Here is a 25,648-nt window from a genome sequence, read left to right on the forward strand (position 1 = left end):
CATGGGCTGATGGCTACCTCCGTGAATGTCACCACTTGGTGACATTTCCCTTCCCCTTCGTTACTTGCCCGTCCGTCACCCTTGTTTAGACTCCGGTCATCCCATAAAAAACAATAAGGGCCACCCATGAACACGCAACCACTGCCTGCCAGCAGTTGGCTGAATGCACCTGCCCATCACGCCTGGCTTGCCGCCGAAGGCCAGCGCCTGCTGACATTCGCCAAGGCCTCTCGCCTGCCCGAGGGTTTTGGCAACCTGGACGACAACGGCCAACTGCCGGCCAACGCCCACGCCGAAACCATGAACACCGCGCGCATGACCCACAGCTTCGCCATGGCCCATGCCCAGGGCCTGCCGGGCTATGCCGAACTCGTCGAGCACGGTGTCGCGGCCCTGAGCGGCCCGCTGCGCGACAGCGAGCACGGTGGCTGGTTCGCAGCGCCCGGTGCCCTCGATGGCAACCGTGGCAAGGCCGCCTACCTGCATGCGTTTGTCGCCCTGGCAGCCAGCTCGGCGGTGGTGGCCGGTGCTCCGGGTGCACAGACCTTGTTGAACGACGCGATCCACATCATCGAGCAGTTTTTCTGGAGCGAAGAAGAGGGCGTGATGCTCGAGTCCTTCGCCCAGGACTGGAGCGGTGTCGAAGCCTACCGCGGCGCCAACAGCAACATGCACGCCACCGAGGCCTTTCTCGCCCTGGCCGATGTCACCGGCGACACCCGCTGGCTTGACCGCGCCTTGCGCATCGTCGAGCGGGTTATCCACATCCACGCCGCCGGCAACCAGTTCATGGTCATCGAGCATTTCGACGCGCATTGGCAACCGTTGCTCGGCTACAACGAAGACAACCCCGCCGATGGCTTCCGCCCCTACGGCACCACTCCCGGCCATGGTTTTGAATGGGCGCGGCTGGTGCTGCACCTCGAAGCTGCACGCCTGTTGGCCGGGCTGGCCACGCCGGACTGGCTGGTGAGCGATGCCAGGGGCCTGTTCGCCAGCGCCTGCGAATATGCCTGGGCCGTGGATGGCGCGCCGGGCATCGTCTACACCCTGGACTGGAACCTGCGCCCGGTGGTGCGCGAACGCCTGCACTGGACCCACGCCGAAGCCAGCGCGGCCGCCCAGGCCTTGCTCAAGCGCACGGGCGAACTGCATTACGAAATCTGGTACCGACGTTTCTGGGAATTTTGCGAAACCCACTTCATCGACCGTGTCCACGGCAGTTGGCACCACGAACTCAACCCGCATAACCAACCCAGCAGCTCGATCTGGGGTGGCAAGCCGGACCTGTACCATGCCTGGCAAGCGGTATTGCTGCCTGCGCTGCCGTTGGCGCCAAGCATGGCCAGTGCCATCGGGGCTGGGCGCTATGTCACCAAGTGGTGACATTTGTCCATCCCTTTGTTACCTGCGTTTAAAACATCCATGTTTAAACTCCGTGCAGCGCAAGCTCTAGACTTGCATGCATAACAACAAGAAAAGGTACTCAGATGAACGCGATTAATCGCCTCGCCGTAGCTATTTCCGTTGCCTCGTTGTTTCCCCTCAGTGCTTTTGCCGCCGACTCGAAAGGGACGGTTGAAGTTGTGCATTGGTGGACCTCGGGCGGTGAGAAAGCGGCTGTAGATGTCCTGAAGGCCCAAGTCGAGAAAGACGGTTTCACCTGGAAAGACGGTGCCGTTGCAGGTGGCGGTGGCGCCACGGCCATGACCGTGCTGAAAAGCCGCGCGGTTGCCGGCAACCCGCCAGGCGTCGCCCAGATCAAAGGTCCGGACATCCAGGAATGGGCCTCCACCGGTCTGCTCGACACCGACGTGCTCAAAGACGTCGCCAAAGAAGAGAAGTGGGACTCGCTGCTCGACAAGAAAGTCTCGGATACCGTGAAGTACGAAGGTGACTACGTTGCCGTCCCGGTCAACATCCACCGCGTGAACTGGCTGTGGATCAACCCGGAAGTCTTCAAGAAAGCCGGTATCACCAAAAACCCGACCACCCTCGAAGAATTCTATGCCGCCGGCGACAAGCTGAAGAAAGCCGGCTTCATTCCGCTCGCCCACGGTGGCCAACCGTGGCAGGACAGCACCGTGTTCGAAGCGGTAGTCCTGTCGGTGATGGGCGCCGATGGCTACAAGAAAGCCCTGGTTGACCTCGACAACGGCGCCCTGACCGGCCCGGAAATGGTCAAGACCCTGACCGAGCTGAAGAAAGTCGCGACCTACATGGACGTCGACGGCAAAGGCCAGGACTGGAACCTGGAGGCGGGCAAGGTCATCAACGGCAAGGCTGGCATGCAGATCATGGGTGACTGGGCCAAGTCCGAATGGACCGCGGCCAAGAAAGTCGCCGGCAAGGACTATGAGTGCGTAGCCTTCCCAGGCACCGACAAGGCCTTCACCTACAACATCGACTCCCTGGCGGTGTTCAAGCAGAAAGACAAAGGCACTGCTGCCGGCCAGCAGGACATCGCCAAAGTCGTGCTGGGTGAAAACTTCCAGAAAGTCTTCAGCATCAACAAGGGCTCGATCCCTGTTCGTACCGACATGCTCAATGAAATGGACAAGCTCGGCTTCGACTCCTGCGCCCAGACCGCTGCCAAGGACTTCCTGGCAGACGCCAAGACCGGCGGCCTGCAGCCAAGCATGGCGCACAACATGGCCACTACCCTGGCCGTGCAAGGCGCGTTCTTTGATGTCGTGACCAACTACATCAATGACCCGAAAGCCGACCCGGCCGACACCGCCAAGAAGTTGGGTGCTGCGATCAAGTCAGCCAAGTAACGCCTGGGAGCGGTTTTGTGGGAGTCGGGCTTGCCCGCGATGCAGGCAACTCGGTGTATCGGTTACACCGAGGTGATGCTATCGCAGGCAAGCCAGCTCCCACATAAACCGCGCTCGACAAGAGACTCACCCTGTAGTCCTTTTTCCCTGTATTGGATTTCCCCATGAGTTCTGTTGCTGTGTTCAGCAAAGCCTCGCCGTTCGATGCACTGCAGCGCTGGCTACCCAAACTGGTGCTGGCGCCCAGCATGTTCATCGTGCTGGTGGGCTTCTACGGCTACATCCTGTGGACGTTTGTACTCTCGTTCACCAATTCCACGTTCCTGCCGAGCTACAAATGGGCGGGCCTTGCGCAATACGCGCGGTTGTTCGACAACGACCGCTGGTGGGTAGCGAGCAAGAACCTGGCTGTTTTCGGCGGGATGTTTATCGGCATCACCCTGGTGATCGGCGTGACCCTGGCGATTTTCCTCGACCAGAAAATCCGTCGCGAAGGCTTTATCCGCACCATCTACCTGTACCCGATGGCGCTCTCGATGATCGTCACCGGTACCGCCTGGAAATGGCTGCTCAACCCGGGCATGGGCCTGGACAAACTCCTGCGTGACTGGGGCTGGGAAGGTTTCCGCCTGGACTGGCTGATCGACCCGGACCGCGTGGTCTATTGCCTGGTCATCGCGGCCGTGTGGCAAGCCTCCGGTTTCATCATGGCGATGTTCCTCGCCGGCCTGCGCGGCGTTGATCAATCGATCATCCGTGCCGCGCAGATCGACGGCGCGAGCCTGCCGCGCATCTACTGGAGCGTGGTGCTGCCCAGCCTGCGTCCGGTGTTCTTCAGTGCGGTGATGATCCTGGCGCACATTGCGATCAAGAGCTTCGACCTGGTGGCGGCCATGACGGCCGGCGGCCCGGGCTACTCGTCCGACCTGCCGGCGATGTTCATGTACTCGTTCACCTTCAGCCGCGGCCAGATGGGCATGGGCTCGGCCAGTGCAATCCTGATGCTCGGTGCGATCCTCGCGATCATCGTGCCTTACCTCTACTCCGAGCTGAGGACCAAGCGTAATGACTAGTCTCGCTTCCAAACCTGCCATCAGCCTGAGCCGCGTCGCGATCTACGCGGTGCTGATCTTCGCCGTGCTGCTGTACCTGGTACCGCTGGTGGTGATGCTGCTGACCAGCTTCAAGACCCCGGAAGACATCAGCACCGGCAACCTGCTGAGCTGGCCGACCGTGGTCACCGGCATCGGCTGGGTCAAGGCCTGGGCCACGGTGGACGGTTACTTCTGGAACTCGATCAAGATCACCGTGCCTGCCGTGCTGATCTCCACCGCCATCGGTGCGTTGAACGGCTACGTGCTGTCCTTCTGGCGGTTCAAGGGTTCGCAGCTGTTCTTCGGCCTGCTGTTGTTCGGTTGCTTCCTGCCGTTCCAGACCGTGCTGCTGCCGGCGTCGTTCACCCTCGGCAAGATGGGCCTGGCCAGCACTACCACCGGCCTGGTGTTTGTCCACGTGGTCTACGGATTGGCGTTTACTACACTGTTCTTCCGTAACTACTACGTGAGCATTCCGGATGCGCTGATCAAGGCCGCACGCCTGGATGGTGCGGGATTCTTCACCATCTTCCGTCAGATCATTCTGCCGATGTCGACCCCGATCATCATGGTCTGCCTGATCTGGCAGTTCACCCAGATCTGGAACGACTTCCTGTTCGGTGTGGTGTTCTCCAGCGGCGACTCCCAGCCCATCACGGTGGCGCTGAACAACCTGGTCAACACCAGCACCGGGGCCAAGGAATATAACGTGGATATGGCGGCGGCGATGATCGCCGGGCTGCCGACCCTGCTGGTCTATGTGATCGCAGGCAAGTATTTCGTGCGCGGCCTCACGGCCGGCGCGGTCAAGGGGTAATCATGGCTACGCTTGAACTTCGCAATGTAAACAAGACTTATGGCGCCGGCCTGCCCGACACCTTGAAGAACATCGAACTGTCGATCAAGGAAGGCGAATTCCTGATCCTGGTCGGCCCTTCGGGTTGCGGCAAATCCACGCTGATGAACTGCATCGCCGGCCTTGAGACCATCACCGGCGGCGCGATCATGATCGGCGACCAGGACGTGAGTGGCATGAGCCCCAAGGATCGCGACATCGCCATGGTGTTCCAGTCCTACGCGCTGTACCCGACCATGAGCGTGCGCGAGAACATCGAGTTCGGCCTGAAAATCCGCAAGATGCCCCAGGCGGATATCGACGCTGAAGTGGCGCGCGTGGCCAAGCTGCTGCAGATCGAACACTTGCTCAACCGCAAGCCGGGCCAACTGTCCGGCGGCCAGCAACAGCGCGTGGCGATGGGCCGTGCCCTGGCGCGTCGGCCGAAGATCTACCTGTTCGACGAACCGCTGTCCAACCTCGACGCCAAGCTGCGCGTCGAGATGCGCACCGAAATGAAACTGATGCACCAGCGCCTCAAGACCACCACGGTCTACGTGACCCACGACCAGATCGAAGCAATGACGCTGGGCGACAAGGTCGCGGTGATGAAGGACGGCATCATCCAGCAGTTCGGCACGCCGAAAGAGATCTACAACAACCCGGCCAACCAGTTCGTGGCGAGCTTCATCGGTTCACCGCCGATGAACTTCGTGCCCCTGCGCCTGCAACGCAAGGACGGTCGCCTGGTAGCCCTGCTCGACAGCGGCCAGGCCCGTTGCGAGCTGGCGCTCAACGTGACAGATGTCGGCCTGGAAGACCGCGACGTGATCCTGGGCTTGCGTCCGGAGCAGATCATGTTGGCGGCAGGCGAGGGCGACGCTGCCTCGAGCATTCGTGCCGAAGTCCAGGTGACCGAGCCTACCGGCCCGGACACCCTGGTGTTCGTGCAGCTCAATGACACCAAGGTCTGCTGCCGCCTGGCGCCCGACGTGGCGCCGCAGGTGGGCGAGACCCTGACCTTGCAATTCGATCCGGCCAAGGTATTGCTGTTCGATGCCAAGACGGGCGAGCGCCTGGGCACTGCTGCTGCGTTGCCAGCACAGGGGCATGCCGACAACGTGGCCCAGTTCAAGGGTCGGTGAAAAATATAAGTTGTTGTTTTTGTTAAAAAAAGTAAACCGCGTTAGATAAAAACAGTTTAATAACAATAAAGACGAGGATGTAGGGATGAAAAAGCAGCACAACAACACTCGGCTGATCTGCCAACTGTCAGCAGCAGCAGCCCTTGTATTGTCCGCCAATGCGATGGCGGCCGATGCATTCAGCGCCGATTCCAAGTGGATGACCGGTGATTGGGGCGGTGAGCGTACCAAGCTGATCGAGCAAGGTATCGACATCAAGGCGGATTACGTAGGGGAAGTCGGTGGCAACCTGCACGGTGGCTACAACAACGACAAAACTGCCCGTTACGCTGACCAGTTCGGTCTGGGCGTAGCACTGGATCTGCAAAAGCTGTGGGGCTGGGATAACACCCAGGCCAAGATCCAACTGACCAATCGTAATGGCTACAACATCTCCAATGACCGCATTGGCGATCCGCGTGCCGGCACCTTGAGTTCGTCTCAAGAAGTGTATGGCCGTGGCCACATGGTGCGTCTGACCCAGTTCTGGATCCAGCACCAGATGTTCGACAACAAGCTGGATGTGAAGCTCGGTTACTTCGGTGAAGGCGAAGACTTCAACACCTTCCCATGCGACTTCCAGAACCTGTCGTTCTGTGGCTCCCAGGTCGGTAACTATGTGAACACCTGGTACAACTGGCCCGTCAGCCAGGCTGCGATCCGCGTGAAGTACAACATCACGCCTGAGCTGTATGCACAAATCGGTGCCTACAACCAGAACCCATCGCAGCTGGACCACGGCAACGGCTTCAAACTCAGCGGCAGCGGCACCAAGGGCACCGTGATTCCGGTGGAATTGGTCTGGTCGCCGAAGGTCAATAACCTGCCGGGCGAATACCGTGTGGGTTACTACAAAAGCGCCGCCGATGCGCCGGATGTCCGTGAAGACATCAATGGCAACGACGCTGCAACTACTGGCCAGCCGTACCGTACCCGCAGCAGCAAGAAAGGCTACTGGTTCGTTGCGCAACAGCAACTCACCACCCATAACGGCGACGCCTCCCGTGGCCTGAACATCGCGGCCAACGCGACCTTCCACGACAAGGAAACCAACCTGGTCGATAACTACCAGTCGATCATGCTGGTGTACAAGGGCCCATTCGACGCGCGTCCAAAAGATGACGTCGGCATTGGCGCTGCGCGTCTGCACGTCAACAATGACGTGAAGAAAAACGCCGAGCTGCTGAACGAAGACGGTGGTTTCACCGACTACAGCCAGGCCGGTTACTCGCCACTGCGGACCACCGAGTACAACTACGAAATCAACTACGGCTTCCACGTGACCAACTGGCTGACCGTGCGTCCCAACCTGCAATACGTTGCCCACCCGGGTGGCGTGGACAAAGTCGACAACGCGTTGGTAGCCGGCCTGAAAATCCAGTCTACGTTCTAACGCTGTTGCGATAAGCTCCTTCTCTCTGTGCGCATTTTGCGGGTAGCCATGGCTATCCGCTTTTTTTTGGGAGATGGCACCTGTAGGCGCCGGCAAGCCAGCGCCTCCAGGCAAGGGCGCATTTCAGACATGATTTTCAGGACCGTGGCACATGCATGAGCATCCGCTGCAACGTTTTTTCAAATCCCTGCGCGAACGTCCGGTGTTCGCCTGGGAGCGCTTTCAGATGCGCGACGTGTTGGTGATCGACCATCCGCTGTGCCAGGCGGTGTTCAGTCGCCAGGGCGCGCAGCTGTTGCATTTTCAGCCGCGCGGCCAGAAGCCCTGGCTGTGGTGCGCGGCCAAGTGGCCGCAAGTCGGTGCCATCCGTGGTGGTGTGCCGGTGTGCTGGCCCTGGTATGGCCGGCATCCCAGTGAGAACGCGTGGCCGTCCCATGGCTGGGCGCGGTTGATCGACTGGAAACTGCTCGACAGCAGCACCGACGACGACGGCGTGCGCCTGCACTGGCAATTGCAGTTGTGCGACTGGCAGGTCGACCTGCACGCGCACCTGGGCGACACCCTGGAACTGCGCCTGAGCACCGAGCATCAGGACGAACTGCCGTGCCAGCTGAGCCATGCTTTGCATGCTTACTGGCGTATTGGTCACGTCGATGAGATAGCGCTGTCTGGGCTCGACGGTGCGCACGGTTACGACCAACTCAATCGCCAGGTGTGCCAGCAGGAGGGCGAGTTGCGGGTGGAGGGCGGATGCCAACGGGTGTTCCAGCACGAGGGCGAATTGCACCTCAAGGACCACGCCTGGCAGCGCGAACTGTGCATCGACACCGGCGACAGCGCCGACACCGTGGTGTGGCACCCAGGCAGCCGGCCGCTTTTGGGCGTGAGCTTCAACGAGGCGGCGGGGTTTGTGTGTGTGGAGTCGGCGATGGCCGGGGCCAGCCTGGCGCCGGGGGAGCGGGCGCATTTGAGCCTGCAGGCCAGGGCTGGGGCCTGAAGTGAGTGCGGGTGTGTTCGTGGTGAGCTGACTAATTGTGGTGAACAGGTTTTTTAAGGTGAGCGTGCTTGTAGTGGTGAACAGGCTTCTTGTGGTGAGCGGGCTTGCCCCGCGTTGGGGCGCGAAGCGGCCCTAAAACCTGAGAACCTGATCTACCTGAAGGATCGCGGTGGTCTTGCTGGGGCTGCTGCGCAGCCCAACGCGGGGAAAGCCCGCTCGCCACAAGGAGCCCACATGCCACAGCAGTCCCACATGCCACAAGAAGCCCACATGCCACAGCAGTCCCACATGCCACAAGAAGCCCACATGCCACAGCAGTCCCACATGCCACAAGAAGCTCACATGCCACAGCGGTCCCACATGGCACAAGAAGCTCACATGCCACAGCAATCCCGCGGGTGCAGGCCTTAGTTGAACTCATCCCCCACCGGATACCGGCTGTCATTCAAGCTTTCTTTGATCTTGCGCAGGTGCGGTTGGAAATCCACCCCGCGACGCAAGGTCATGCCAGTAGCCAGCACATCCAGCACGGTCAACTGAATGATGCGCGACGTCATCGGCATGTAGATGTCGGTGTCTTCCGGCAGGGGAATGTTCAGGCTCACCGTACTGGCCTTGGCCAGGGGCGAGTTCTCGGCCGTCACGCCCAGCACCGAGGCGCCGTTTTCGCGGGCGATACGCGCCACTTCCACCAACTCGCGGGTGCGCCCGGTGTAGGAAATGATCACGAACAGCTCGCCTGTGTGCGCCACCGAGGCGATCATGCGTTGCATCAGCACGTCGGCATGGGCGGTAACGGCCAGATTGAAGCGGAAAAACTTGTGCAGCGCATCCATGGCCACCGGCGCCGAAGCGCCCAGGCCGAAGAAGTGGATCTGCCGCGCCTGGATCAACAAATCCACGGCCTTGCTGATCAGGGCCGGGTCCAGCGCCTGGCAGGCGCTGTCCAGGGACGCAATGGCACTGCCAAAGATCTTCTGGGTGTAGGCCTCAGGGTTATCATCGGCCTCCACGGCGCGGCTGACGTAGGCCGCGCCGCTGGCCAGGCTTTGCGCCAGTTGCAATTTAAGTTCAGGGTAACCACTGACGCCGAATGAACGGCAGAAGCGGTTGACCGTCGGTTCACTGACCGAGGCGGCCTGGGCGAGGGCGGCGATCGAGAAGCGGGTGGCCTGCTGCGGGTTGAGCAGGATGACTTCAGCGACTTTACGCTCGGCCTTGTTCAATTCTTCGAGGCGGTTCCGGATCTGTTCCAGAAGATTTCGCACGCGGTCCATTCAGTCTTTCCTTCGGGCGACGATGCAAATAAAGGGTGGCAACCAATCGACGAGTGGCCCTTTGCGGTGGCCTATCCTACTGAGGGTAGCTGAACACCACCACTCGGAATGCGTATTTCGGGAAAATGTTGTGGTTATTACTACATTTTTCCTTGAGTGATGCCTTGAAAAAAGGTATTTGTAGCTTAACTTGATAAAAGAACAAACATCATGCCTTCGATAACCGTAGAACCCTGCACCTTTGCCCTGTTTGGCGCCTTGGGTGATCTGGCGCTGCGCAAGTTATTTCCTGCCCTCTATCAACTCGATGGCGCCGCGCTCCTGCACGACGATACGCGCATCCTGGCCCTGGCCCGTGAAGCCGGTTCCGAGCAGCAGCACCTGGCCCACATCGAAAAAGAATTGCGTAAATATGTCGGCAAGGAACTGGACGAGAGCATCGCCCAGCGTTTCCTGGCCCGCCTGACCTATGTCCACGTCGACTTCATGAAGGCCGACGACTACGTGGCCCTGGCTGAAATCGCCGGCACCGAGCAGCGCCTGATTGCCTACTTCGCCACCCCGGCAGCGGTGTATGGCGCGATCTGCGAGAACCTGTCCAAGGTCGGCCTGGCGGAAAACACCCGAGTGGTGCTGGAAAAGCCGATCGGGTCGGACCTGGAGTCTTCGCGCAAGGTCAACGATGCCGTGGCGCAGTTTTTCCCGGAAAACCGCACCTATCGCATCGACCATTACCTGGGCAAGGAAACCGTCCAGAACCTGATCGCCCTGCGTTTCGCCAACAGCCTGTTCGAAACCCAGTGGAACCAGAACTACATCTCCCACGTGGAAATCACCGTGGCCGAGCAGGTCGGTATCGAAGGCCGTTGGGGTTACTTCGACAAGGCCGGCCAGCTGCGTGACATGATCCAGAACCACTTGCTGCAGCTGCTGTGCCTGATCGCCATGGACCCGCCGGCCGACCTGTCTGCCGACAGCATCCGTGACGAGAAGGTCAAGGTGCTCAAGGCCCTCGCGCCGATCAGCCCGGATGGCCTGACGACCCAGGTGGTACGTGGCCAGTACATCGCCGGCTACAGCGCGGGCAAAGCAGTGCCGGGTTACCTGGAAGAAGAGAACTCCAACACCCAGAGCGACACCGAGACCTTCGTCGCCCTGCGTGCCGATATACGCAACTGGCGTTGGGCCGGCGTGCCGTTCTACCTGCGCACCGGCAAACGCATGCCGCAGAAGCTGTCGCAGATCGTCATCCACTTCAAGGAACCGTCCCACTACATCTTCGCCCCCGAGCAGCGCCTGCAGATCAGCAACAAACTGATCATCCGCCTGCAGCCGGACGAAGGTATTTCCTTGCGCGTGATGACCAAGGAGCAGGGCCTGGACAAGGGCATGCAACTGCGCAGCGGCCCGCTGCAACTGAATTTTTCCGACACCTATCGCAGCGCCCGCATTCCGGATGCCTACGAGCGGTTGTTGCTGGAAGTGATGCGCGGCAATCAGAACCTGTTTGTTCGCAAAGATGAAATCGAAGCCGCGTGGAAGTGGTGTGACCAGTTGATCGCCGGGTGGAAAAAGTCCGGCGATGCGCCCAAGCCGTACGCGGCCGGGTCCTGGGGGCCGATGAGCTCGATTGCACTGATCACGCGGGACGGGAGGTCGTGGTATGGCGATATCTGAATTGAAACTGCCTCAGGGCGTGACACCCCATGAGTTCCGCACCCCGGTGCTGCTGGCCGAAGGCCTGGCGCTGGACGTGGCCGAGCAACTGCGCGCGGCCCTCAGTGCACGTGGCGCGGCGACCCTGGTGGTCTCCGGTGGCCGCAGCCCGGTGGCGTTTTTCCAGCACCTGGCCAAGCAGGGACTGGACTGGTCCAAGGTCACCATCACCCTCGCCGATGAGCGCTGGGTGCCGGTGGAGCACGCCGACAGCAATGCCGGCCTGTTGAAGCAGCACTTGCTGCAAGGCCCGGCGGCCAAGGCCAGGTTCCTCAGCCTGTACAGCGCCGCCGCCAACCTCGAAGACGCTGCCGAGCAGGCCGATCGCCTGCTGGCCGAATTGCCAGCGATTGATGTGCTGGTACTGGGCATGGGCGATGACGGCCACACCGCATCGCTGTTTCCCAATAGCCCGAACCTCAGCGAGGCCCTGCAGGCCAACGGTACCCGCCGTTGCTGGCCGATGCTCGCGCCGACCGTGCCACACCAGCGCCTGACCATGAGTCGCGCGTTGCTGGCCACGGCCCACTACACCGTACTGTCGATTTCCGGCAGTTCGAAATTGACCACCTTGAGCGCCGCGCTGGCCAGTGACGACGTTGCTGCCATGCCGATTCGCGCGTTTTTGCAACCTACATTAGAGATTTACTGGTGCCCATGAGCCAAGGATCAGCCGCTATGAAAAGCCCTCAACCGACCGTGTCCATGGCGGATAAAGTTGCCCTGATCGACAGTCTCTGCGCCAAGGCGCGGATCCTGCCGGTGATCACCATCGCCCGCGAACAGGACATCCTGCCGCTGGCCGATGCCCTGGCAGCCGGTGGTTTGACCGCATTGGAAGTGACCCTGCGTTCCGAGTTCGGCCTCAAGGCCATCCAGGTACTGCGCGAGCAACGTCCTGAATTGTGCACCGGTGCTGGCACCGTGCTCGACCGCCATATGCTCGAAGCGGCCGAAGTGGCTGGCTCGCAATTCATCGTCACGCCCGGCATCACCCGTGACCTGCTGGAAGCCTCGGTGCACAGCCCGATCCCGCTGCTGCCGGGCATCAGCAATGCCTCCGGGATCATGGAAGGCTATGGCCTGGGCTATCGCCGCTTCAAGCTGTTCCCGGCCGAAGTGAGCGGCGGCGTGGCTGCCATCAAGGCCTTGGGCGGCCCGTTCGGCGAAGTGAAATTCTGCCCGACCGGCGGCGTCGGCCCGGCCAACATCAAAAACTACATGGCGTTGAAAAACGTGATGTGCGTGGGCGGTAGCTGGATGCTCGACCCGGAGTGGGTCAAGAACGGCGACTGGGCGCGTATCCAGGAAGTCACCGCGCAGGCGCTGGCGCTGCTGGATTGATCTGATTCATCGAATCGTTGTTGCTGTGCTTAACGGCATTTTTGCGGTGCACTTGGTCGGTGTACCGCTTTTTTTTGCCTGCAGATTGGCTCCTATTGTGTGTCCAGCTCGGTAATGGCGTTGACCAGCACATGGATGTCCGCCGCCGACGTCACCAGCCCCGGCGTGACCCGGATGCAGGTACCAAATGCCGCGCCCGTGCGCGTGGTGGTAAACAGGCCGTAGTCCTGGAGAAATCGATCCGCCATCACCTGCTGGTCCCGCCCGACAAACTTGAAGGCCGTGATCCCGCAATACAGCCGTGGATCATCCGGTGTCAGCACCTCGATTCCCGGCAATGGTCGCACCTGGCTCACCCATAAATCCCGCAGGTAATTGACCCGTGCGCCCTTGGCCGCCGCGCCGCCGAGGGCCTGATGTTCCTGCAGCACCAGCGGCAGGGTCATCAGCGCCGGAAAGTTCGGCGTGCTGTAGGGCGTACGCGCGCGAATGTCGGTGGCGGGGTAGTGGAATTCGCCCATGTCCGGGTCGATATCGGCCAGGCGCTCGGGGGCGATGTACAGGAAGCCCAGCGTCAGTGGCGCACCGATCCATTTATGCAGGTTGAAGCCGGCGAACTGGATGCCCAGTTGGGCGAGGTTGAACTCGATCTGGCCCAGGGCATGGGCGCCATCGAGGATCACATCGACCGCATGCTCGCGCGCCGCCTTGGCAATGGCTGCGACCGGCATCACCAGGCCGGTGCGGTGGGTGACGTGGGTGAGCGCCATCAGCTTGAGGCGCGGATACTGCTCGAACGCTTGGCGATACGTCTGCAGCAGGCTGTCGAAACTGGCCGGATGGGTGTGGGAAAGCTCGATCACCTCCACGCCCCGGTAGCCGGCCAACCAGCGCATCGCGCCTTTGACCGTGTCGTACTCCAGGTCACTGATCAGGACCTGGTCGCCCGGTTGCAGGCGGTTGTAGTTGCGGATCAACGACTGCAAGGCTTCGGTGGCGTTGCGGGTGAAGGCGATTGCCTCCGGGGCGGCGTCGATCAACCCGGCCAGTTGGCGTCGGATCTCGTCGTTCTCACCGCTCTCGAAGCGTTGGCGCACATGCAGCGAATTGCTGCGATTGATAAACGCCACGTGCTCCAGGTACTGCCCCCGCACCTCGCGGCTCATGCGCCCGAAGTAGCCGTTTTCCAGGTTGATCGGACCGGGCTCCAGCTCGTAGCGCTGGGCGATGGTGTGCCAATGGTGTTCGTTGTCGGCATTCCTTGGCATGGCGAGGCTCTTAGTGGCGAGGGGCGGGTTTGCCGTGTTTGGCGCGCAGCGGTTCGAGCAATTCGGACAGGCCGTTGTGGTCGATTTCCTGCATCAAGGCCAGCAGCCCGCCCAGTTCGCCGTGGGGAAAGCCTTCACGGGCGAACCAATTCAGGTAGGGGCCTGGCAGGTCGGCGATGATCCGGCCCTTGTATTTGCCGAAGGGCATTTCGCGGGTGATCAGCAGTTCGAGTTTTTCGGGATTCATGGGATCGGCGCGGCGTAAGTCGAGACCTTGGAAAATACAGGCATTCTGCATGAAGGCCAAATGACAGATCATGCAAATAACGTACATACAGATGGTTCAATAATTTTCAAGCTATTGAAAATAAAGGGAAAAGTTATTTTTCATAACCTGGCACGGGCGCTGCAATCATTCATGCAACCTTCTTAAACCCGCACAAGGAAATGGAAAATGACTGACATCAATAAAGAATCGATCTCCGTACTCAACGACCTGATCGAGACCAGCAAAGACGGCCAGAAAGGTTTCGCAACTTGTGCCGAAGACATCAAGCACCCAGAACTCAAAGCCCTGTTCGTCAAGCGCTCCGCTGATTGCGCCGCTGCTGCAGCAGAACTGCAGACTGCAGTGAAAGCCCTGGGCGGCGATCCGGAAAAATCCGGCAGCGTTGCCGGCGCCCTGCACCGTGGCTGGGTCGACGTGAAGTCGCTGGTCACCGGCAAAGACGAAGAAGCCGTGCTGAACGAAGCCGAGCGCGGTGAAGACCACGCACTGAAGGCTTACAAGGAAGCGATCGAGAAGATCAACAAGCACAACCTGCTGGGGATTCGTGACCTGGTAGAGCGTCAGTTCCACGGCGCACAGCGCAACCACGACCAGGTGAAAGCCCTGCGTAACCAGGCTCGCGCTCAGTCGTAAGCCCTGCGCTGTACAGGCTGTAAAAAAATGTGGGAGGGGGCTTTTGCCCCCTCCCACATTTGCATTGTGTCGACGCTGTAACGGCTATCAGCCAATGCTGATCGGCGGCAACTCAGTCAAGGTCACGACCTGCTGCTTGCGTGGCGCGAGGATCTCCGCCTCACCGTCCACCACCAACTCATCGCGCTGGTTGAACACACGGGTGGCGATGCGCACGCGAAACTTTGGCAGCTTCTCGAGAATTTCCAGACGCACGGTCAGGGTGTCGCCGATTTTCACCGGCTTCTGAAAGCTCATCTGCTGGCCGATGTAGATCGTGCCGGGCCCAGGCAGCTCGCAGGCCACCGCCGCGCTGATCAGCGCGCCACTGAACATACCGTGGGCAATGCGCTCCTTGAACATGGTCGCCTTGGCGTACTCGGCATCCAGGTGCACCGGGTTGTGGTCGCCGGACATCGCGGCGAACAGCTGGATATCGCGCTCTTCGACGGTCTTGCTGTAGCTGGCGGTCTGGCCGACTTCGAGGGCTTCGTACGGGGTGTTGGTTACCTGGGTCATCTAAAGGTGCATCCTGTGGCTAATCGGTAATTTAACTTTCTGATTTTAAACGAAAAATTATTCGCAGCGGGTCGGCCGACGCGAGGTCAGGGCCTGGTCGAGCCACGTCAGCACATCCGCGGTGACTTGGTCGCGGTTGGTTTCGTTGAACACTTCGTGTCGCGCCTGGGGGTAAATGATCAGGTGCAGGTTCTGGCTGCCGGCCTCACGCAGAGCTCGGGCCAGGCTGTTGAGACGCTTGCCCTCACTCACCGGATCACATTCGCCGCCGATCACCAGGATCGGCAGGCCCGGATCGATCTGCGCGAGATTGGACGCTTTGCTGATTTGCTGCAAGCCGCCGAGCAGGTCGATCCACAGCTGGTTGGTGCAGCGGAAGCCGCAAAGCGGGTCGTTGATGTAGAGGTCGACTTCAGCCGGGTCGCGGCTGAGCCAGTCAAATGCAGTGCGATTGGGTTTGAACGCCTTGTTGAACGATCCAAACGAGAGGAAATCGATCAGCGCACTGCGCCCGCGCAACCCCTGGCGCAGGCGTTCGATGCGGGCGATCACCCGGGCGGCGCGGTACAGCGCCACCGGTTGGAAATTTGAACCGCTGAGAATCACCCCATTCAGGCTGGCGCTGTGATGCAGCAAGTAGGCCTGGGCGATGTAGCTGCCCATGCTGTGGCCCAGCAGGAGGATCGGCAACCCCGGCTGCTGCTGGCCGATGTGCTGGTTGAGGCTGGCCAGGTCGCCGACCACTTTGTTCCAGCCATCGCGCTCGGCGAACAGCCCCAGGGTGCCTTCGTCGGCGGTGCGGCCGTGGCCACGCTGGTCCAGCGCGTACAGGCCGTAGCCGGCGGCGCACAAGGCTGCGGCCAGGCGCGCATAACGACCGCTGTGCTCGGCCATGCCATGGGACAGCATCACCAGGGCCTTGGGCGGGCCTTCGGGCATCCATTGATTGACGTACAGGCGGCTGCGGTCATTCGCGGTCAGCCAGAAGGTGCTGTGGTTCATGGCGATTCCTTTGCTCAGGGTCGTTGCAGTGTATAGCTCATCCTCGAGGTTGCGTCTGATCAGTGCAGGCCCTTGTAGGAAGATTCACGCAATTAATGACGCTCTTTCCCTTATTTGCCTGTTTAGCCATAGCTGCTAACGTCCCCAAAGCTCCGCTTTCTATCGCAACACGAAAGTGGCCGGACACACTCAGGTAAGAGGACAAGAATAATGCAACCTGATTTCTGGAATGACAAACGCGCGGCGGGCGTCCCCAATGACATCGACCTGACGGCCTACAAGTCGGTGATCGAAGTCTTCGAGCGTTCCTGCAAGGCCTTTGCCGACCGTCCGGCATTCAGCAACATGGGCATCACCCTGACCTACGCCGAGCTTGAGCGCCAGAGTGCGGCGTTCGCCGGCTACCTGCAACAGCACACCGATCTCAAGCCGGGCGAGCGCATCGCGGTACAGATGCCCAACGTGCTGCATTATCCGATTGCCGTGTTCGGGGCGTTGCGCGCCGGGCTGATCGTGGTCAACACCAACCCGCTGTATACCCCGCGCGAGATGCGCCACCAGTTCAAGGACGCCGGCGTGCGTGCGCTGGTCTACCTCAACCTGTTCGGTTCGCGCGTGCAGGAAGTGTGCAGCGACACCGAGATCGACTACCTGATCGAAGCCCGGATGGGCGACTTCATGCCCGCCGCCAAGGGCTGGCTGGTCAACACCGTGGTCGACAAGGTGAAGAAGATGGTTCCGGCCTACAGCCTGCCACGCGCGGTGTCGTTCAAGCGCGCGTTGCGCCTGGGTGCCGGCCTGGGGGTGACCCGGCATCCGGTGACCCTCGATGACATCGCCGTGCTGCAGTACACCGGTGGCACCACCGGGTTGGCCAAGGGCGCGATGCTCACCCATGGCAACCTGGTGGCGAACATGCAGCAGGTGCGCGCCTGCATGTCGCAGACCGGCGAGGACGGCCATCCGCTGATCAAGGAAGGGCAGGAGGTGATGATCGCGCCGCTGCCGCTGTACCACATCTATGCCTTCACCGCGAATTGCATGTGCATGATGGTGTCGGGCAACCACAACGTGCTGATCACCAACCCGCGTGACATCGGCGGCTTTATCAAGGAACTGAAGAACTGGCGCTTTACCGGGCTGCTGGGGCTGAACACGCTGTTCGTGGCGTTGATGGACCACCCGGACTTCAAGAGCCTGGACTTTTCCCACCTCAAGCTCACCAACTCCGGCGGCACCGCGTTGATCAAGGCGACGGCCGAGCGTTGGCAGCAGCTCACCGGTTGCGCCATCGGCGAGGGCTACGGGCTCACGGAAACCTCACCGGTGGCCAGCACCAACCCGTATGGCAATAAATCTCGCCTGGGCACCGTGGGCATCCCGGTGCCGGCCACGGCAATGAAAGTGATCGATGACCAGGGCGTCGAATTGCCGCTGGGCGAGCGCGGCGAGCTGTGCATCAAGGGCCCGCAGGTGATGAAGGGCTATTGGCAGCAACCGGCTGCCACCGCCGAGGCGCTGGACGCCGAGGGTTGGCTCAAGACCGGGGACATTGCGGTGATCGATGACGACGGCTTTGTGCGCATTGTCGATCGCAAGAAAGACCTGATCATCGTCTCGGGTTTCAACGTGTACCCCAACGAGATCGAAGACGTGGTCATGGCCCACCCGGCGGTGGCCAACTGTGCCGTGATCGGCGTGCCGGACGAACGCACGGGCGAGGCGGTGAAGCTGTTCGTTGTGGCGCGTGCCGAAGGGGTGAGCCTTGAGGAGTTGAAGGCGTACTGCAAGACCAACTTCACCGGCTACAAGGTGCCCAAGCACATTGTGCTGCGGGAGTCGTTGCCGATGACGCCGGTGGGCAAGATCCTGCGGCGGGAGCTGCGCGACATCGCCTGACGATGAATTGAAATGCAATCAAAAATGTGGGAGCGGGCTTGCTCGCGAAAGCGGTGTAACAGTCGAAGTATCAAGTGACTGTAACACCGCTTTCGCGAGCAAGCCCGCTCCCACATTTGCAGTGTATTGGTCTGAAAGCCTTATTCCAGAGCCTTTGGCGCGGTAGTTTTAGCTTTGTTTAAACCGTGACCAATTATTGTAGGACAGTCGTGATTATGACCGCGGGGCCCTCTTTTGGCTCTAGGCGGCCCTTGGCAAAGCTGCTACTCTCGGCGCGCTTTGTGACGTCTAGGCCTGCTTGAAAGCGCCAGATTCACCTAAAAAAACATACACCAATAATAATCGCATCAAATGCGATGATGAATTCGCGTCGCTGAGGAGTGGGCTTCCATGAACGAAGACTTTTGGAAGGATAAGTACCCCGCCGGGATTGCTGCAGAAATCAATCCAGACGAGTATCCGAATATTCAGGCGGTATTGAAGCAGTCCTGCCAGCGCTTCGCCAACAAACCGGCTTTCAGCAACCTGGGCAAGACAATCACCTACGGTGAACTGTACGAATTGTCCGGTGCCTTCGCCGCGTACCTGCAACAGCATACCGACTTGAAGCCGGGCGATCGAATCGCCGTGCAACTGCCCAACGTCCTGCAATACCCGGTCGCCGTGTTCGGCGCCATCCGTGCTGGCCTGATCGTGGTCAACACCAACCCGCTGTACACCGCGCGGGAAATGGAACACCAATTCAACGACTCTGGCGCCAAGGCGCTGGTCTGCCTGGCCAACATGGCCCACCTGGCGGAAAAGGTCGTGCCCAAGACCGCCGTCAGGCATGTCATCGTCACTGAAGTCGCCGACCTGCTGCCGCCACTCAAGCGCCTGCTGATCAACAGCGTCATCAAGTACGTGAAGAAAATGGTCCCGGCCTATCACTTGCCCAAGGCGATCAAGTTCAACGACGTGCTGGCCAAGGGGCACGGCCAACCGGTCAGCGACGCCAGCCCGGACAGTGGCGATGTGGCCGTGCTGCAATACACCGGCGGCACCACCGGCGTGGCCAAGGGCGCGATGCTCACCCACCGCAACCTGGTGGCCAACATGCTGCAGTGCAAGGCCCTGATGGGCTCCAACCTCAATGAAGGTTGCGAGATCCTGATCACGCCGCTGCCGCTGTACCACATCTACGCGTTCACTTTTCATTGCATGGCGATGATGCTGATCGGCAACCACAACATCCTGATCAGCAACCCGCGCGACCTGCCGGCGATGGTCAAGGAACTGTCGAAGTGGAAGTTCAGCGGCTTTGTCGGCCTCAACACCCTGTTCGTGGCGCTGTGCAACAACGAGGCGTTCCGCAAGCTGGATTTCTCCGCGTTGAAAGTCACCCTGTCGGGCGGCATGGCCCTGCAACTGGCCGCTGCCGAGCGCTGGAAGGCCGTGACCGGCTGTGGCATCTGTGAAGGCTACGGCATGACCGAGACCAGCCCGGTGGCCACGGTGAACCCGATCCAGCATATCCAGATCGGCACCATCGGCATTCCGGTGCCTTCCACCGTGTGCAAGGTCATTGCCGATGACGGCACCGAGCTGGCGCTGGGCGAGACCGGTGAGCTGTGCGTCAAGGGCCCGCAAGTGATGAAAGGCTACTGGCAGCGCGAAGACGCCACTGCCGAGATGCTCGACAGCGAAGGCTGGCTGAAGACCGGTGACATCGCGATCATCCAGCCTGATGGCTATATGCGCATTGTCGACCGCAAGAAGGACATGATCCTGGTTTCCGGTTTCAACGTGTATCCCAACGAGCTGGAAGACGTGCTGGCAGGCCTGCCGGGCGTGCTGCAGTGCGCCGCCATCGGTGTGCCGGATGAAAAGTCCGGGGAGCACATCAAGCTCTTTATCGTGGTCAAGCCAGGCGCGACCCTGACCAAGGAGCAGGTGATGGAGCATATGCGCGCCAACGTCACCGGCTACAAAGTGCCCAAGGCCGTGGAATTCCGCGATGCACTGCCGACCACCAACGTGGGCAAGATCCTGCGCCGTGAGTTGCGTGATGAAGAGCTGAAAAAGCTAGGCCTGAAAAAGTAACCCTAAAAAACCCCGCGAATGCGGGGTTTTTTAATGCTTGCTGATTAGCGGGGGTGAAATGCAATCCAAAGTGTGGGAGTGGGCTTGCTCGCGAATGCGGTGTATCAGCGACTGATCATGCGACTGACACTCTGCATTCGCGAGCAAGCCCGCTCCCACATTTTAAACCGCATTCCTACAGTGCGAATTGCGCAAAGCTGACGCCGGCCCCGGCTGGACGTACATCCTTGAGGAACGAATCCTTGTCCGCGCTCAGCTCCAGGGTGATCTCCGGCTTGCGCTTGCCGGCATTGCGCACCACCAGGCCTTCGAGTTTTTCACGCAGGAACACCGTCGGCACCTTCAGGTGCAGCAACTGGTCGGTGTCGGCGTTATGCATCAACAGGTGAATCCACTCGTACTGGCCCACGGCAATCCGACCCACTGGCAGGTCGAACCACCAGATGTTGCGTTTGCGGTCCAGGTCAGTGAAGTGGCAGTTGTTGACGCCGAGTACGGCACCGCCCAGTTCCTGGTTTCTGCGGGCGATGGCCTGTGCTTTATTGAGTTTCATAACCTTCCTACGGGATCTGTTATTCAGCGTTATAGCCTGAATGTGCCGGGCATTCTCATGGGTTGGCCGCAAAACATAAAGCCAAACCTGCGGCTGGCGATGAAATGCTCGCGCAAAAATAATTGAAACTCTGCCGAACCGCCTCGGGTCAATCTTTACGTAATGACCAAAACCCTTTGATTGTTCTTTCGGAGAAATACCATGGGCAGCACAGCGGATAAGGCAAAAGGTTTGAAAGACGAAGCCGTCGGCAACATCAAGCAAGGCGTCGGCAAAGTCACCGGCAACGACAAGCTGCGCGCTGAAGGCGTGGTGCAGGAAAAGAAAGGCCAAGTCGAGAAAGCCGTCGGCGACACCAAGGACGCGGTCAAGAAAGCGACCAAGTAATACGGCGCTCGCGCAGTCTGACGGCCATCCACGGATGGCCGTTTTTATGTCACACCTCGTGATTAAAGTTTCGAAATTGTTTCGAGGTCGCCAAATAGGCTACCTTGATGTAGAAAACGGCCCCTGAGTCGCCCACGAACTCAACCTTTTGCGGCGAAAGGAGACGCTATGATTTTTCCGGTACTGCAAGGCCTCAAGCTTCATAAAGTGCTGGTGCGCACCGTCAAGGAATTCGTTGATGACGAGATGCCCACCTACGCCTCGGCACTGGCCTACCAGATGCTGTTTTCGCTGTTTCCCTTCCTGCTGTTCCTCATTGCCCTGATCGGTTTCCTGCACCTGCCGGACTTTTTCACCTGGCTGCGCATGCAGTCGGAGCTGGTGTTGCCGCCCCAGGCGCTGGAGCAGGTCAACCCGGTGATCGACCAGTTGCAGCAATCCAAGGGTGGCCTGCTCTCGGTGGGTATCGTGATCGCGCTTTGGACGGCTTCCGCCGGCGTGCGCCTGATGATGAGCGCGATGAATGCCGCCTACGACGTGGTCGAAGGTCGCCCGATCTGGAAGCGCTTCCCGCTGTCGATTTTCTACACCGTCGGCATTGCCGGCATGCTCCTGGCCGCCGCCGCGCTGATGGTGCTAGGCCCGCAGGTGATGGAGTGGCTGGCCGGGCAGATCGGCATGCAGGAATTCGTGGTCACCCTGTGGACCATCCTGCGCTGGCCGTTGATTGTGATCTTGCTGATGTTCGCCGTGGCCCTCATGTACTACGTGATGCCTGACGTCGAGCAGAAATTCCGCTTCATCACGCCTGGCTCGGTGCTGGCGGTGGTGGTGTGGATCGTCGCCTCACTGGGGTTTGGCTACTACGTCAAAACCTTCGCCGACTACAACGCCATGTATGGCAGCATCGGTGCGATCATTGTACTGCTCCTGTACTTCTACATTTCCGCCGCCGTGCTGTTGCTGGGCGCGGAGATGAATGCGGTGATCGAGCACATGTCCGCCGAAGGCAAGGACCCAGGCGAAAAGGAGTTCGACGAAGCGGGCGCCGCCGATGAAAAACAGCATGTCTCCGGCCTTGGCCGGGACCACTCCAAGCCCACTAACGACGAAGTCTGATCGATGATCCGTGAAATCCTGAAAATGGGCGACGAGCGCCTGCTGCGTATCGCGCCCCCGGTGCCGCCGGAAATGTTCGACAGCCCCGAGCTGTGGCAATTGATCGATGACATGTTCCAGACCATGGAGCATGTGGGAGGCGTCGGCCTGGCTGCGCCGCAGATTGGCGTCGACCTGCAACTGGTGATCTTCGGGTTCGAGGCCAGTGAACGCTACCCCGACGCGCCGCCAGTGCCGCAGACCATTCTGATCAATCCGTTGATCACACCGCTGAGCCCGGTGCTGGAAGAGGGCTATGAGGGTTGCCTGTCCGTGCCCGGCCTGCGCGGCGCCGTGGACCGTTACCAGCAGATTCGCTACGAAGGTTTTGATCCCAAGGGCGAGCCGATCGTGCGCTTTGCCGATGGCTTCCATGCGCGCGTGGTACAGCATGAGTGCGATCACCTGATCGGCCGGCTGTACCCATCGCGGATTACGGATTTCAGCAAGTTCGGGTTTATCGAAGTGATGTTCCCGGACATGGATCCTGCGGCTGACGAGTAAACCCCTGGCACAACCCATCAAAACGGTGGGAGCGGGCTTGCTCGCGAATGCGTTTTATCAGTCGATACATGAATGACTGATACACCGCCTTCGCGAGCAAGCCCGCTCCCACAGGTTGATGGCATTTCACGTCAGGTTATTGGGCGGGTTTGACGAACCGCAGGGTCATCCGATCCGACTCGCCAATCGCCACGTACCTGGCCTTATCCTGTTCTCCCAGCTTCAACGTCGGCGGCAAGGTCCAGACTCCGCCGGGATAGTCCTTGGTGTCCTTCGCATTGGCATTCACCTCACTTTGTCCCGCCAGCTTGAAGCCTGCATCGGTCGCCAGCTTCACCACTTGCGCAGTGGTCAGGTAACCGCTGTCCTTGATCGCTTCCAGGTCCGCGCCATCCTTGGCCCGGTGATCTTCCACGCCCAGCACGCCGCCCGGTTTCAGCACCGTGTAGAACGCACGGAAGGTGGCGTTGGCAGTGTCGGCCGCCACCCAGTTATGCACATTGCGGAAGGTCAGCACGGCGTCGGCTGAACCGGATTTGCCCAACACCGGCGCCTTGGGGTCGAACTCGACCACTTCAGCCTTGGCATAGCGCGCCGGGTCGGCAGCGAATTTCTTCTTCAGGTTCTCTTCCGAGGTCCGCGCATAGGCACTGCTGCTCGCCGCCTGCACGGCGGCAATGTAATGCCCGTGATCCTTGAGCAGCGGCGCCAGCAGTTCGCTGTACCAACCGCCACCCGGGGTGATTTCGATCACGGTTTGCCTGGCGCCGAGGCCAAAGAACTCCAGCGTCTGCTGCGGATGACGATAGCCGTCACGCGCACTGTTGGCGGGGTCGCGCCAACTGCCGGCGAGTACGCTGGCGTACTGCTTGGCGCTGATCGGTGCGTCGGCGGCCTGGCTGAAGGTAGGGGCGAGGAGGGCGGTGAGGGACAGCGCTGCAAGCGTCGTTTTCATGATCATCCTGTAGAGGGCTAGGGTGCCCCCGAGGCTAGCATGGGCCCTCTGCCGGCCGATCACACATTATCTGCGGTGAACCGCACCAAAGGTTCTAAGCACCGATTTTCAAGCCCATGGCGATCATCGGCTTGTTGCGTTTGTACCGCATCAGTCGTTCGCTGAGGGACTGCGGCAGCCGCGTGTCCTGGGTGAAGCCGATGCGCTGATACAGCCCTTCCAGGTCCGGATGGCACAGCAACCAGACCGTGCCGTCCACATCTGCCACGGCCTGTTCAATCAAGCGCGCCGCCAGCCCCTGGCCGCGATACGCCGGGTCGACAAACACCCCCGTCAGCCACTGCCCGCCGACCACCGGCGTGAGGCACAGGCCGGCGACAATCTCGCCATCGCGCGCCACCCACAAACGGCCGCCCTTGAGTGCCTTCATCGACGAATCGTGGCGGCGGTAAAACTTGTTCAGCAGCGGCCACAGCGGCTCTGCCAGCGGTTCGAGGTGCAGTTGGGGCATGGTGTTCGCGCAACATAATCCAGGGCCGGAGATTATAAGCGCCTTCTGTGGGGCAATAGGTGGTATACCCAGTGTTACATCCCCTGTAAGTGGAGCATGCATCATGGCCAAAGGTATGGATTCAAAGAAAGCCGCGAAGAAAAAACCGGCAAAGACCGCCGATGAAAAACGCGCTGACAAGAAAGCCAAGAAGTCCGAGACCGGCCTGTTCGGTCACTGAGTTACAAGCTTAGAACCAAACGATCTGCAAGATTTTTGCGCCTCATTGCACAGAGCAGGAAACACCTGCTCTGAGCTGCCGATGGCCAACTACCTTGATGAGACCCAACGCCGGGAAATCGAAGCTCTGGCGCACAGTTTTACCGCCCGCACCGAATGGCCGACCTGGCTGTTGTTGCTCGGCGTCTACGCCGGCTGGTTCGCCGTGGTCCTCGCCAGCCACTGGCTGGGTGTGGGGCTGAGTATCGTGCTGCTGATTCCCATTGTGACGCTGTGGCTGTCCGTGCAACACGAGCTGCTGCATGGCCATCCCACCCGCTCGCGCCGGCTCAACAAACTCCTCGGTTATGCCCCGTTCGCCGTGTGGTACCCCTACACGCTGTACCGCGACAGCCATCTGCTGCACCACAATGATGACGACCTGACCCTGCCCGGCATCGACCCGGAAAGCCGTTACCTCAACCAGCAACAATGGGACAACAGCTCACTGTTCGAACGTGGCGTGCATTGGCTGACCAAAACCGTGCTCGGTCGTTTTCTGCTGGCCGCGCCCTTGGCGATCACCCGCCTGGCGCGCCATGAATGGCAGCGCCTGCCACAGGTCTGGCCGATGTGGCTGGCCCACGGCGCGGTGACGCTGCTGATGCTGAGTTTCATCGCCCACTACAGCGCGCTGTCAGTCGTGCAGTACCTGCTGCTGGTCAGCGTGCCGGCCTTGTCGCTGGCGTCGATCCGTTCCTACTATGAGCACCGTCCGCATCCGCAACCGGAGCAGCGCACGGTGCTCAACGAGGCGTCGTGGCCGTGGACCTGGCTGTTTTTGAACAACAACCTGCACCTGGTGCACCACGACTTGCCGCAATTGCCCTGGTATTTGCTGCCCACCGTCTACCGCGCCCGTCGCGAGCAGTGGGTGGCGCGCAGCGGCGGGTTCCTGGTGCAGGGCTACGGCCAGTTGATCAGCCGCCACGGGCTCAAGGCCATCGACAGCCCGCGCCATCCCTTTGCCTGAG

General features: G+C 60.4%; 25 protein-coding genes. 17 read left to right on the forward strand and 8 right to left on the reverse strand.

The features are described 5' to 3' along the window. Positions 1–126 precede the first annotated feature (126 nt). From C9990_RS06235 to C9990_RS06265, 7 genes are all read left to right on the forward strand, one after another. The gene (locus C9990_RS06235; RefSeq protein ID WP_106802775.1) at positions 127–1,386 is read left to right on the forward strand and encodes an AGE family epimerase/isomerase; all 1,260 of its coding nucleotides are present in this window, start codon (positions 127–129) and stop codon (positions 1,384–1,386) included. A 104-nt stretch (positions 1,387–1,490) separates the two neighbouring features. Then, the gene (locus C9990_RS06240) at positions 1,491–2,777 is read left to right on the forward strand and encodes an ABC transporter substrate-binding protein (RefSeq protein WP_106802776.1); all 1,287 of its coding nucleotides are present in this window, start codon (positions 1,491–1,493) and stop codon (positions 2,775–2,777) included. A gap of 164 nt (positions 2,778–2,941) precedes the next feature. After that, positions 2,942–3,850 carry a carbohydrate ABC transporter permease gene (locus tag C9990_RS06245; RefSeq protein ID WP_017253695.1) on the forward strand — a complete coding sequence of 303 codons (909 nt, stop codon included), beginning with the start codon at positions 2,942–2,944 and terminating at the stop codon, positions 3,848–3,850. Next, entirely contained in the window at positions 3,843–4,688 is an 846-nt protein-coding gene (locus C9990_RS06250) for a carbohydrate ABC transporter permease (protein ID WP_106802777.1), read from the forward strand. The genes C9990_RS06245 and C9990_RS06250 overlap by 8 nt, the downstream gene beginning before the upstream one ends. A 2-nt stretch (positions 4,689–4,690) precedes the next feature. Continuing rightward, positions 4,691–5,851, forward strand: a complete 1,161-nt coding sequence (locus C9990_RS06255) for an ABC transporter ATP-binding protein (RefSeq protein ID WP_106802778.1) — start codon at positions 4,691–4,693, stop codon at positions 5,849–5,851. Positions 5,852–5,936: 85 nt separating this feature from the next. Continuing rightward, complete coding sequence (locus C9990_RS06260; RefSeq protein ID WP_106802779.1) at positions 5,937–7,283, forward strand: carbohydrate porin; 1,347 nt, start codon at positions 5,937–5,939, stop codon at positions 7,281–7,283. A gap of 151 nt (positions 7,284–7,434) precedes the next feature. After that, positions 7,435–8,280: a D-hexose-6-phosphate mutarotase gene (locus tag C9990_RS06265; RefSeq protein WP_065909008.1), complete on the forward strand. Its 846-nt coding sequence runs from the start codon at positions 7,435–7,437 to the stop codon at positions 8,278–8,280. A 407-nt stretch (positions 8,281–8,687) separates the two neighbouring features. Here C9990_RS06265 and C9990_RS06275 read toward each other — a convergent pair whose 3' ends face one another. After that, positions 8,688–9,548, reverse strand: a complete 861-nt coding sequence (locus C9990_RS06275; protein WP_169856377.1) for a MurR/RpiR family transcriptional regulator — start codon at positions 9,546–9,548, stop codon at positions 8,688–8,690. A 219-nt stretch (positions 9,549–9,767) separates the two neighbouring features. Here C9990_RS06275 and zwf point away from each other — a divergent pair, with 219 nt between their 5' ends. Genes zwf through C9990_RS06290 form a run of 3 tightly spaced genes read left to right on the forward strand, consistent with a single transcriptional unit; the run spans position 9,768 to position 12,617 of the window. Beyond that, positions 9,768–11,234, forward strand: a complete 1,467-nt coding sequence (gene zwf, locus C9990_RS06280) for a glucose-6-phosphate dehydrogenase (RefSeq protein ID WP_065909010.1) — start codon at positions 9,768–9,770, stop codon at positions 11,232–11,234. Beyond that, complete coding sequence (gene pgl, locus C9990_RS06285) at positions 11,221–11,934, forward strand: 6-phosphogluconolactonase (RefSeq protein ID WP_106802781.1); 714 nt, start codon at positions 11,221–11,223, stop codon at positions 11,932–11,934. The genes zwf and pgl overlap by 14 nt, the downstream gene beginning before the upstream one ends. Before the next feature lie 17 nt (positions 11,935–11,951). Further along, a complete protein-coding gene (locus C9990_RS06290) occupies positions 11,952–12,617 on the forward strand; it encodes a bifunctional 4-hydroxy-2-oxoglutarate aldolase/2-dehydro-3-deoxy-phosphogluconate aldolase (RefSeq protein ID WP_026013852.1) in 666 nt (221 codons plus the stop codon). Positions 12,618–12,709: 92 nt separating this feature from the next. Here C9990_RS06290 and C9990_RS06295 read toward each other — a convergent pair whose 3' ends face one another. Together C9990_RS06295 and C9990_RS06300 are read right to left on the reverse strand one after the other, a co-directional pair. Continuing rightward, positions 12,710–13,885, reverse strand: coding sequence for an aminotransferase class V-fold PLP-dependent enzyme (locus C9990_RS06295; protein ID WP_106802782.1), 1,176 nt, complete (start codon positions 13,883–13,885; stop codon positions 12,710–12,712). 10 nt (positions 13,886–13,895) lie between these two features. After that, on the reverse strand, positions 13,896–14,132 hold the full coding sequence (locus C9990_RS06300) for a DUF3820 family protein (RefSeq protein WP_003213031.1): 237 nt from the start codon (positions 14,130–14,132) through the stop codon (positions 13,896–13,898). A gap of 207 nt (positions 14,133–14,339) precedes the next feature. On the opposite strand from C9990_RS06300, the gene C9990_RS06305 reads away from it, so the two are divergent. Further along, positions 14,340–14,807 carry a PA2169 family four-helix-bundle protein gene (locus C9990_RS06305; RefSeq protein ID WP_065909014.1) on the forward strand — a complete coding sequence of 156 codons (468 nt, stop codon included), beginning with the start codon at positions 14,340–14,342 and terminating at the stop codon, positions 14,805–14,807. Between the two features lie 87 nt (positions 14,808–14,894). Here C9990_RS06305 and C9990_RS06310 read toward each other — a convergent pair whose 3' ends face one another. Together C9990_RS06310 and C9990_RS06315 are read right to left on the reverse strand one after the other, a co-directional pair. After that, a complete protein-coding gene (locus tag C9990_RS06310) occupies positions 14,895–15,365 on the reverse strand; it encodes a MaoC family dehydratase (RefSeq protein ID WP_003175719.1) in 471 nt (156 codons plus the stop codon). 57 nt (positions 15,366–15,422) lie between these two features. After that, positions 15,423–16,367, reverse strand: a complete 945-nt coding sequence (locus C9990_RS06315) for an alpha/beta hydrolase (protein WP_106802783.1) — start codon at positions 16,365–16,367, stop codon at positions 15,423–15,425. A gap of 210 nt (positions 16,368–16,577) precedes the next feature. On the opposite strand from C9990_RS06315, the gene fadD2 reads away from it, so the two are divergent. Together fadD2 and fadD1 are read left to right on the forward strand one after the other, a co-directional pair. Then, positions 16,578–18,266 (forward strand): long-chain-fatty-acid--CoA ligase FadD2, encoded by a 1,689-nt coding sequence (gene fadD2 / locus C9990_RS06320; protein ID WP_065909020.1) that lies wholly within the window; start codon positions 16,578–16,580, stop codon positions 18,264–18,266. Between the two features lie 390 nt (positions 18,267–18,656). Next, positions 18,657–20,348, forward strand: a complete 1,692-nt coding sequence (fadD1, locus tag C9990_RS06330) for a long-chain-fatty-acid--CoA ligase FadD1 (protein ID WP_065909023.1) — start codon at positions 18,657–18,659, stop codon at positions 20,346–20,348. Positions 20,349–20,523: 175 nt separating this feature from the next. Here fadD1 and C9990_RS06335 read toward each other — a convergent pair whose 3' ends face one another. Then, positions 20,524–20,901 carry a hypothetical protein gene (locus C9990_RS06335; protein ID WP_003193739.1) on the reverse strand — a complete coding sequence of 126 codons (378 nt, stop codon included), beginning with the start codon at positions 20,899–20,901 and terminating at the stop codon, positions 20,524–20,526. A gap of 201 nt (positions 20,902–21,102) precedes the next feature. On the opposite strand from C9990_RS06335, the gene C9990_RS06340 reads away from it, so the two are divergent. From C9990_RS06340 to def, 3 genes are all read left to right on the forward strand, one after another. Next, complete coding sequence (locus C9990_RS06340) at positions 21,103–21,288, forward strand: CsbD family protein (protein ID WP_016973106.1); 186 nt, start codon at positions 21,103–21,105, stop codon at positions 21,286–21,288. Between the two features lie 168 nt (positions 21,289–21,456). Next, complete coding sequence (locus tag C9990_RS06345) at positions 21,457–22,407, forward strand: YihY/virulence factor BrkB family protein (protein WP_106802785.1); 951 nt, start codon at positions 21,457–21,459, stop codon at positions 22,405–22,407. A gap of 3 nt (positions 22,408–22,410) precedes the next feature. Next, positions 22,411–22,950 (forward strand): peptide deformylase, encoded by a 540-nt coding sequence (gene def, locus C9990_RS06350; RefSeq protein ID WP_065909029.1) that lies wholly within the window; start codon positions 22,411–22,413, stop codon positions 22,948–22,950. A 136-nt stretch (positions 22,951–23,086) separates the two neighbouring features. On the opposite strand, the gene C9990_RS06355 is transcribed toward def, so the two are convergent. After that, positions 23,087–23,905: a class I SAM-dependent methyltransferase gene (locus C9990_RS06355; RefSeq protein WP_106802786.1), complete on the reverse strand. Its 819-nt coding sequence runs from the start codon at positions 23,903–23,905 to the stop codon at positions 23,087–23,089. A gap of 94 nt (positions 23,906–23,999) precedes the next feature. Beyond that, positions 24,000–24,416 (reverse strand): GNAT family N-acetyltransferase, encoded by a 417-nt coding sequence (locus tag C9990_RS06360; protein ID WP_106802787.1) that lies wholly within the window; start codon positions 24,414–24,416, stop codon positions 24,000–24,002. Positions 24,417–24,717: 301 nt separating this feature from the next. Here C9990_RS06360 and C9990_RS06365 point away from each other — a divergent pair, with 301 nt between their 5' ends. Next, complete coding sequence (locus tag C9990_RS06365) at positions 24,718–25,647, forward strand: fatty acid desaturase (protein ID WP_106802788.1); 930 nt, start codon at positions 24,718–24,720, stop codon at positions 25,645–25,647. Position 25,648 lies beyond the last annotated feature (1 nt).

The organism is Pseudomonas sp. S5D5, assembly GCF_003013355.1.
Taxonomy (GTDB): Bacteria; Pseudomonadota; Gammaproteobacteria; order Pseudomonadales; family Pseudomonadaceae; genus Aquipseudomonas; species Aquipseudomonas aylmerensis.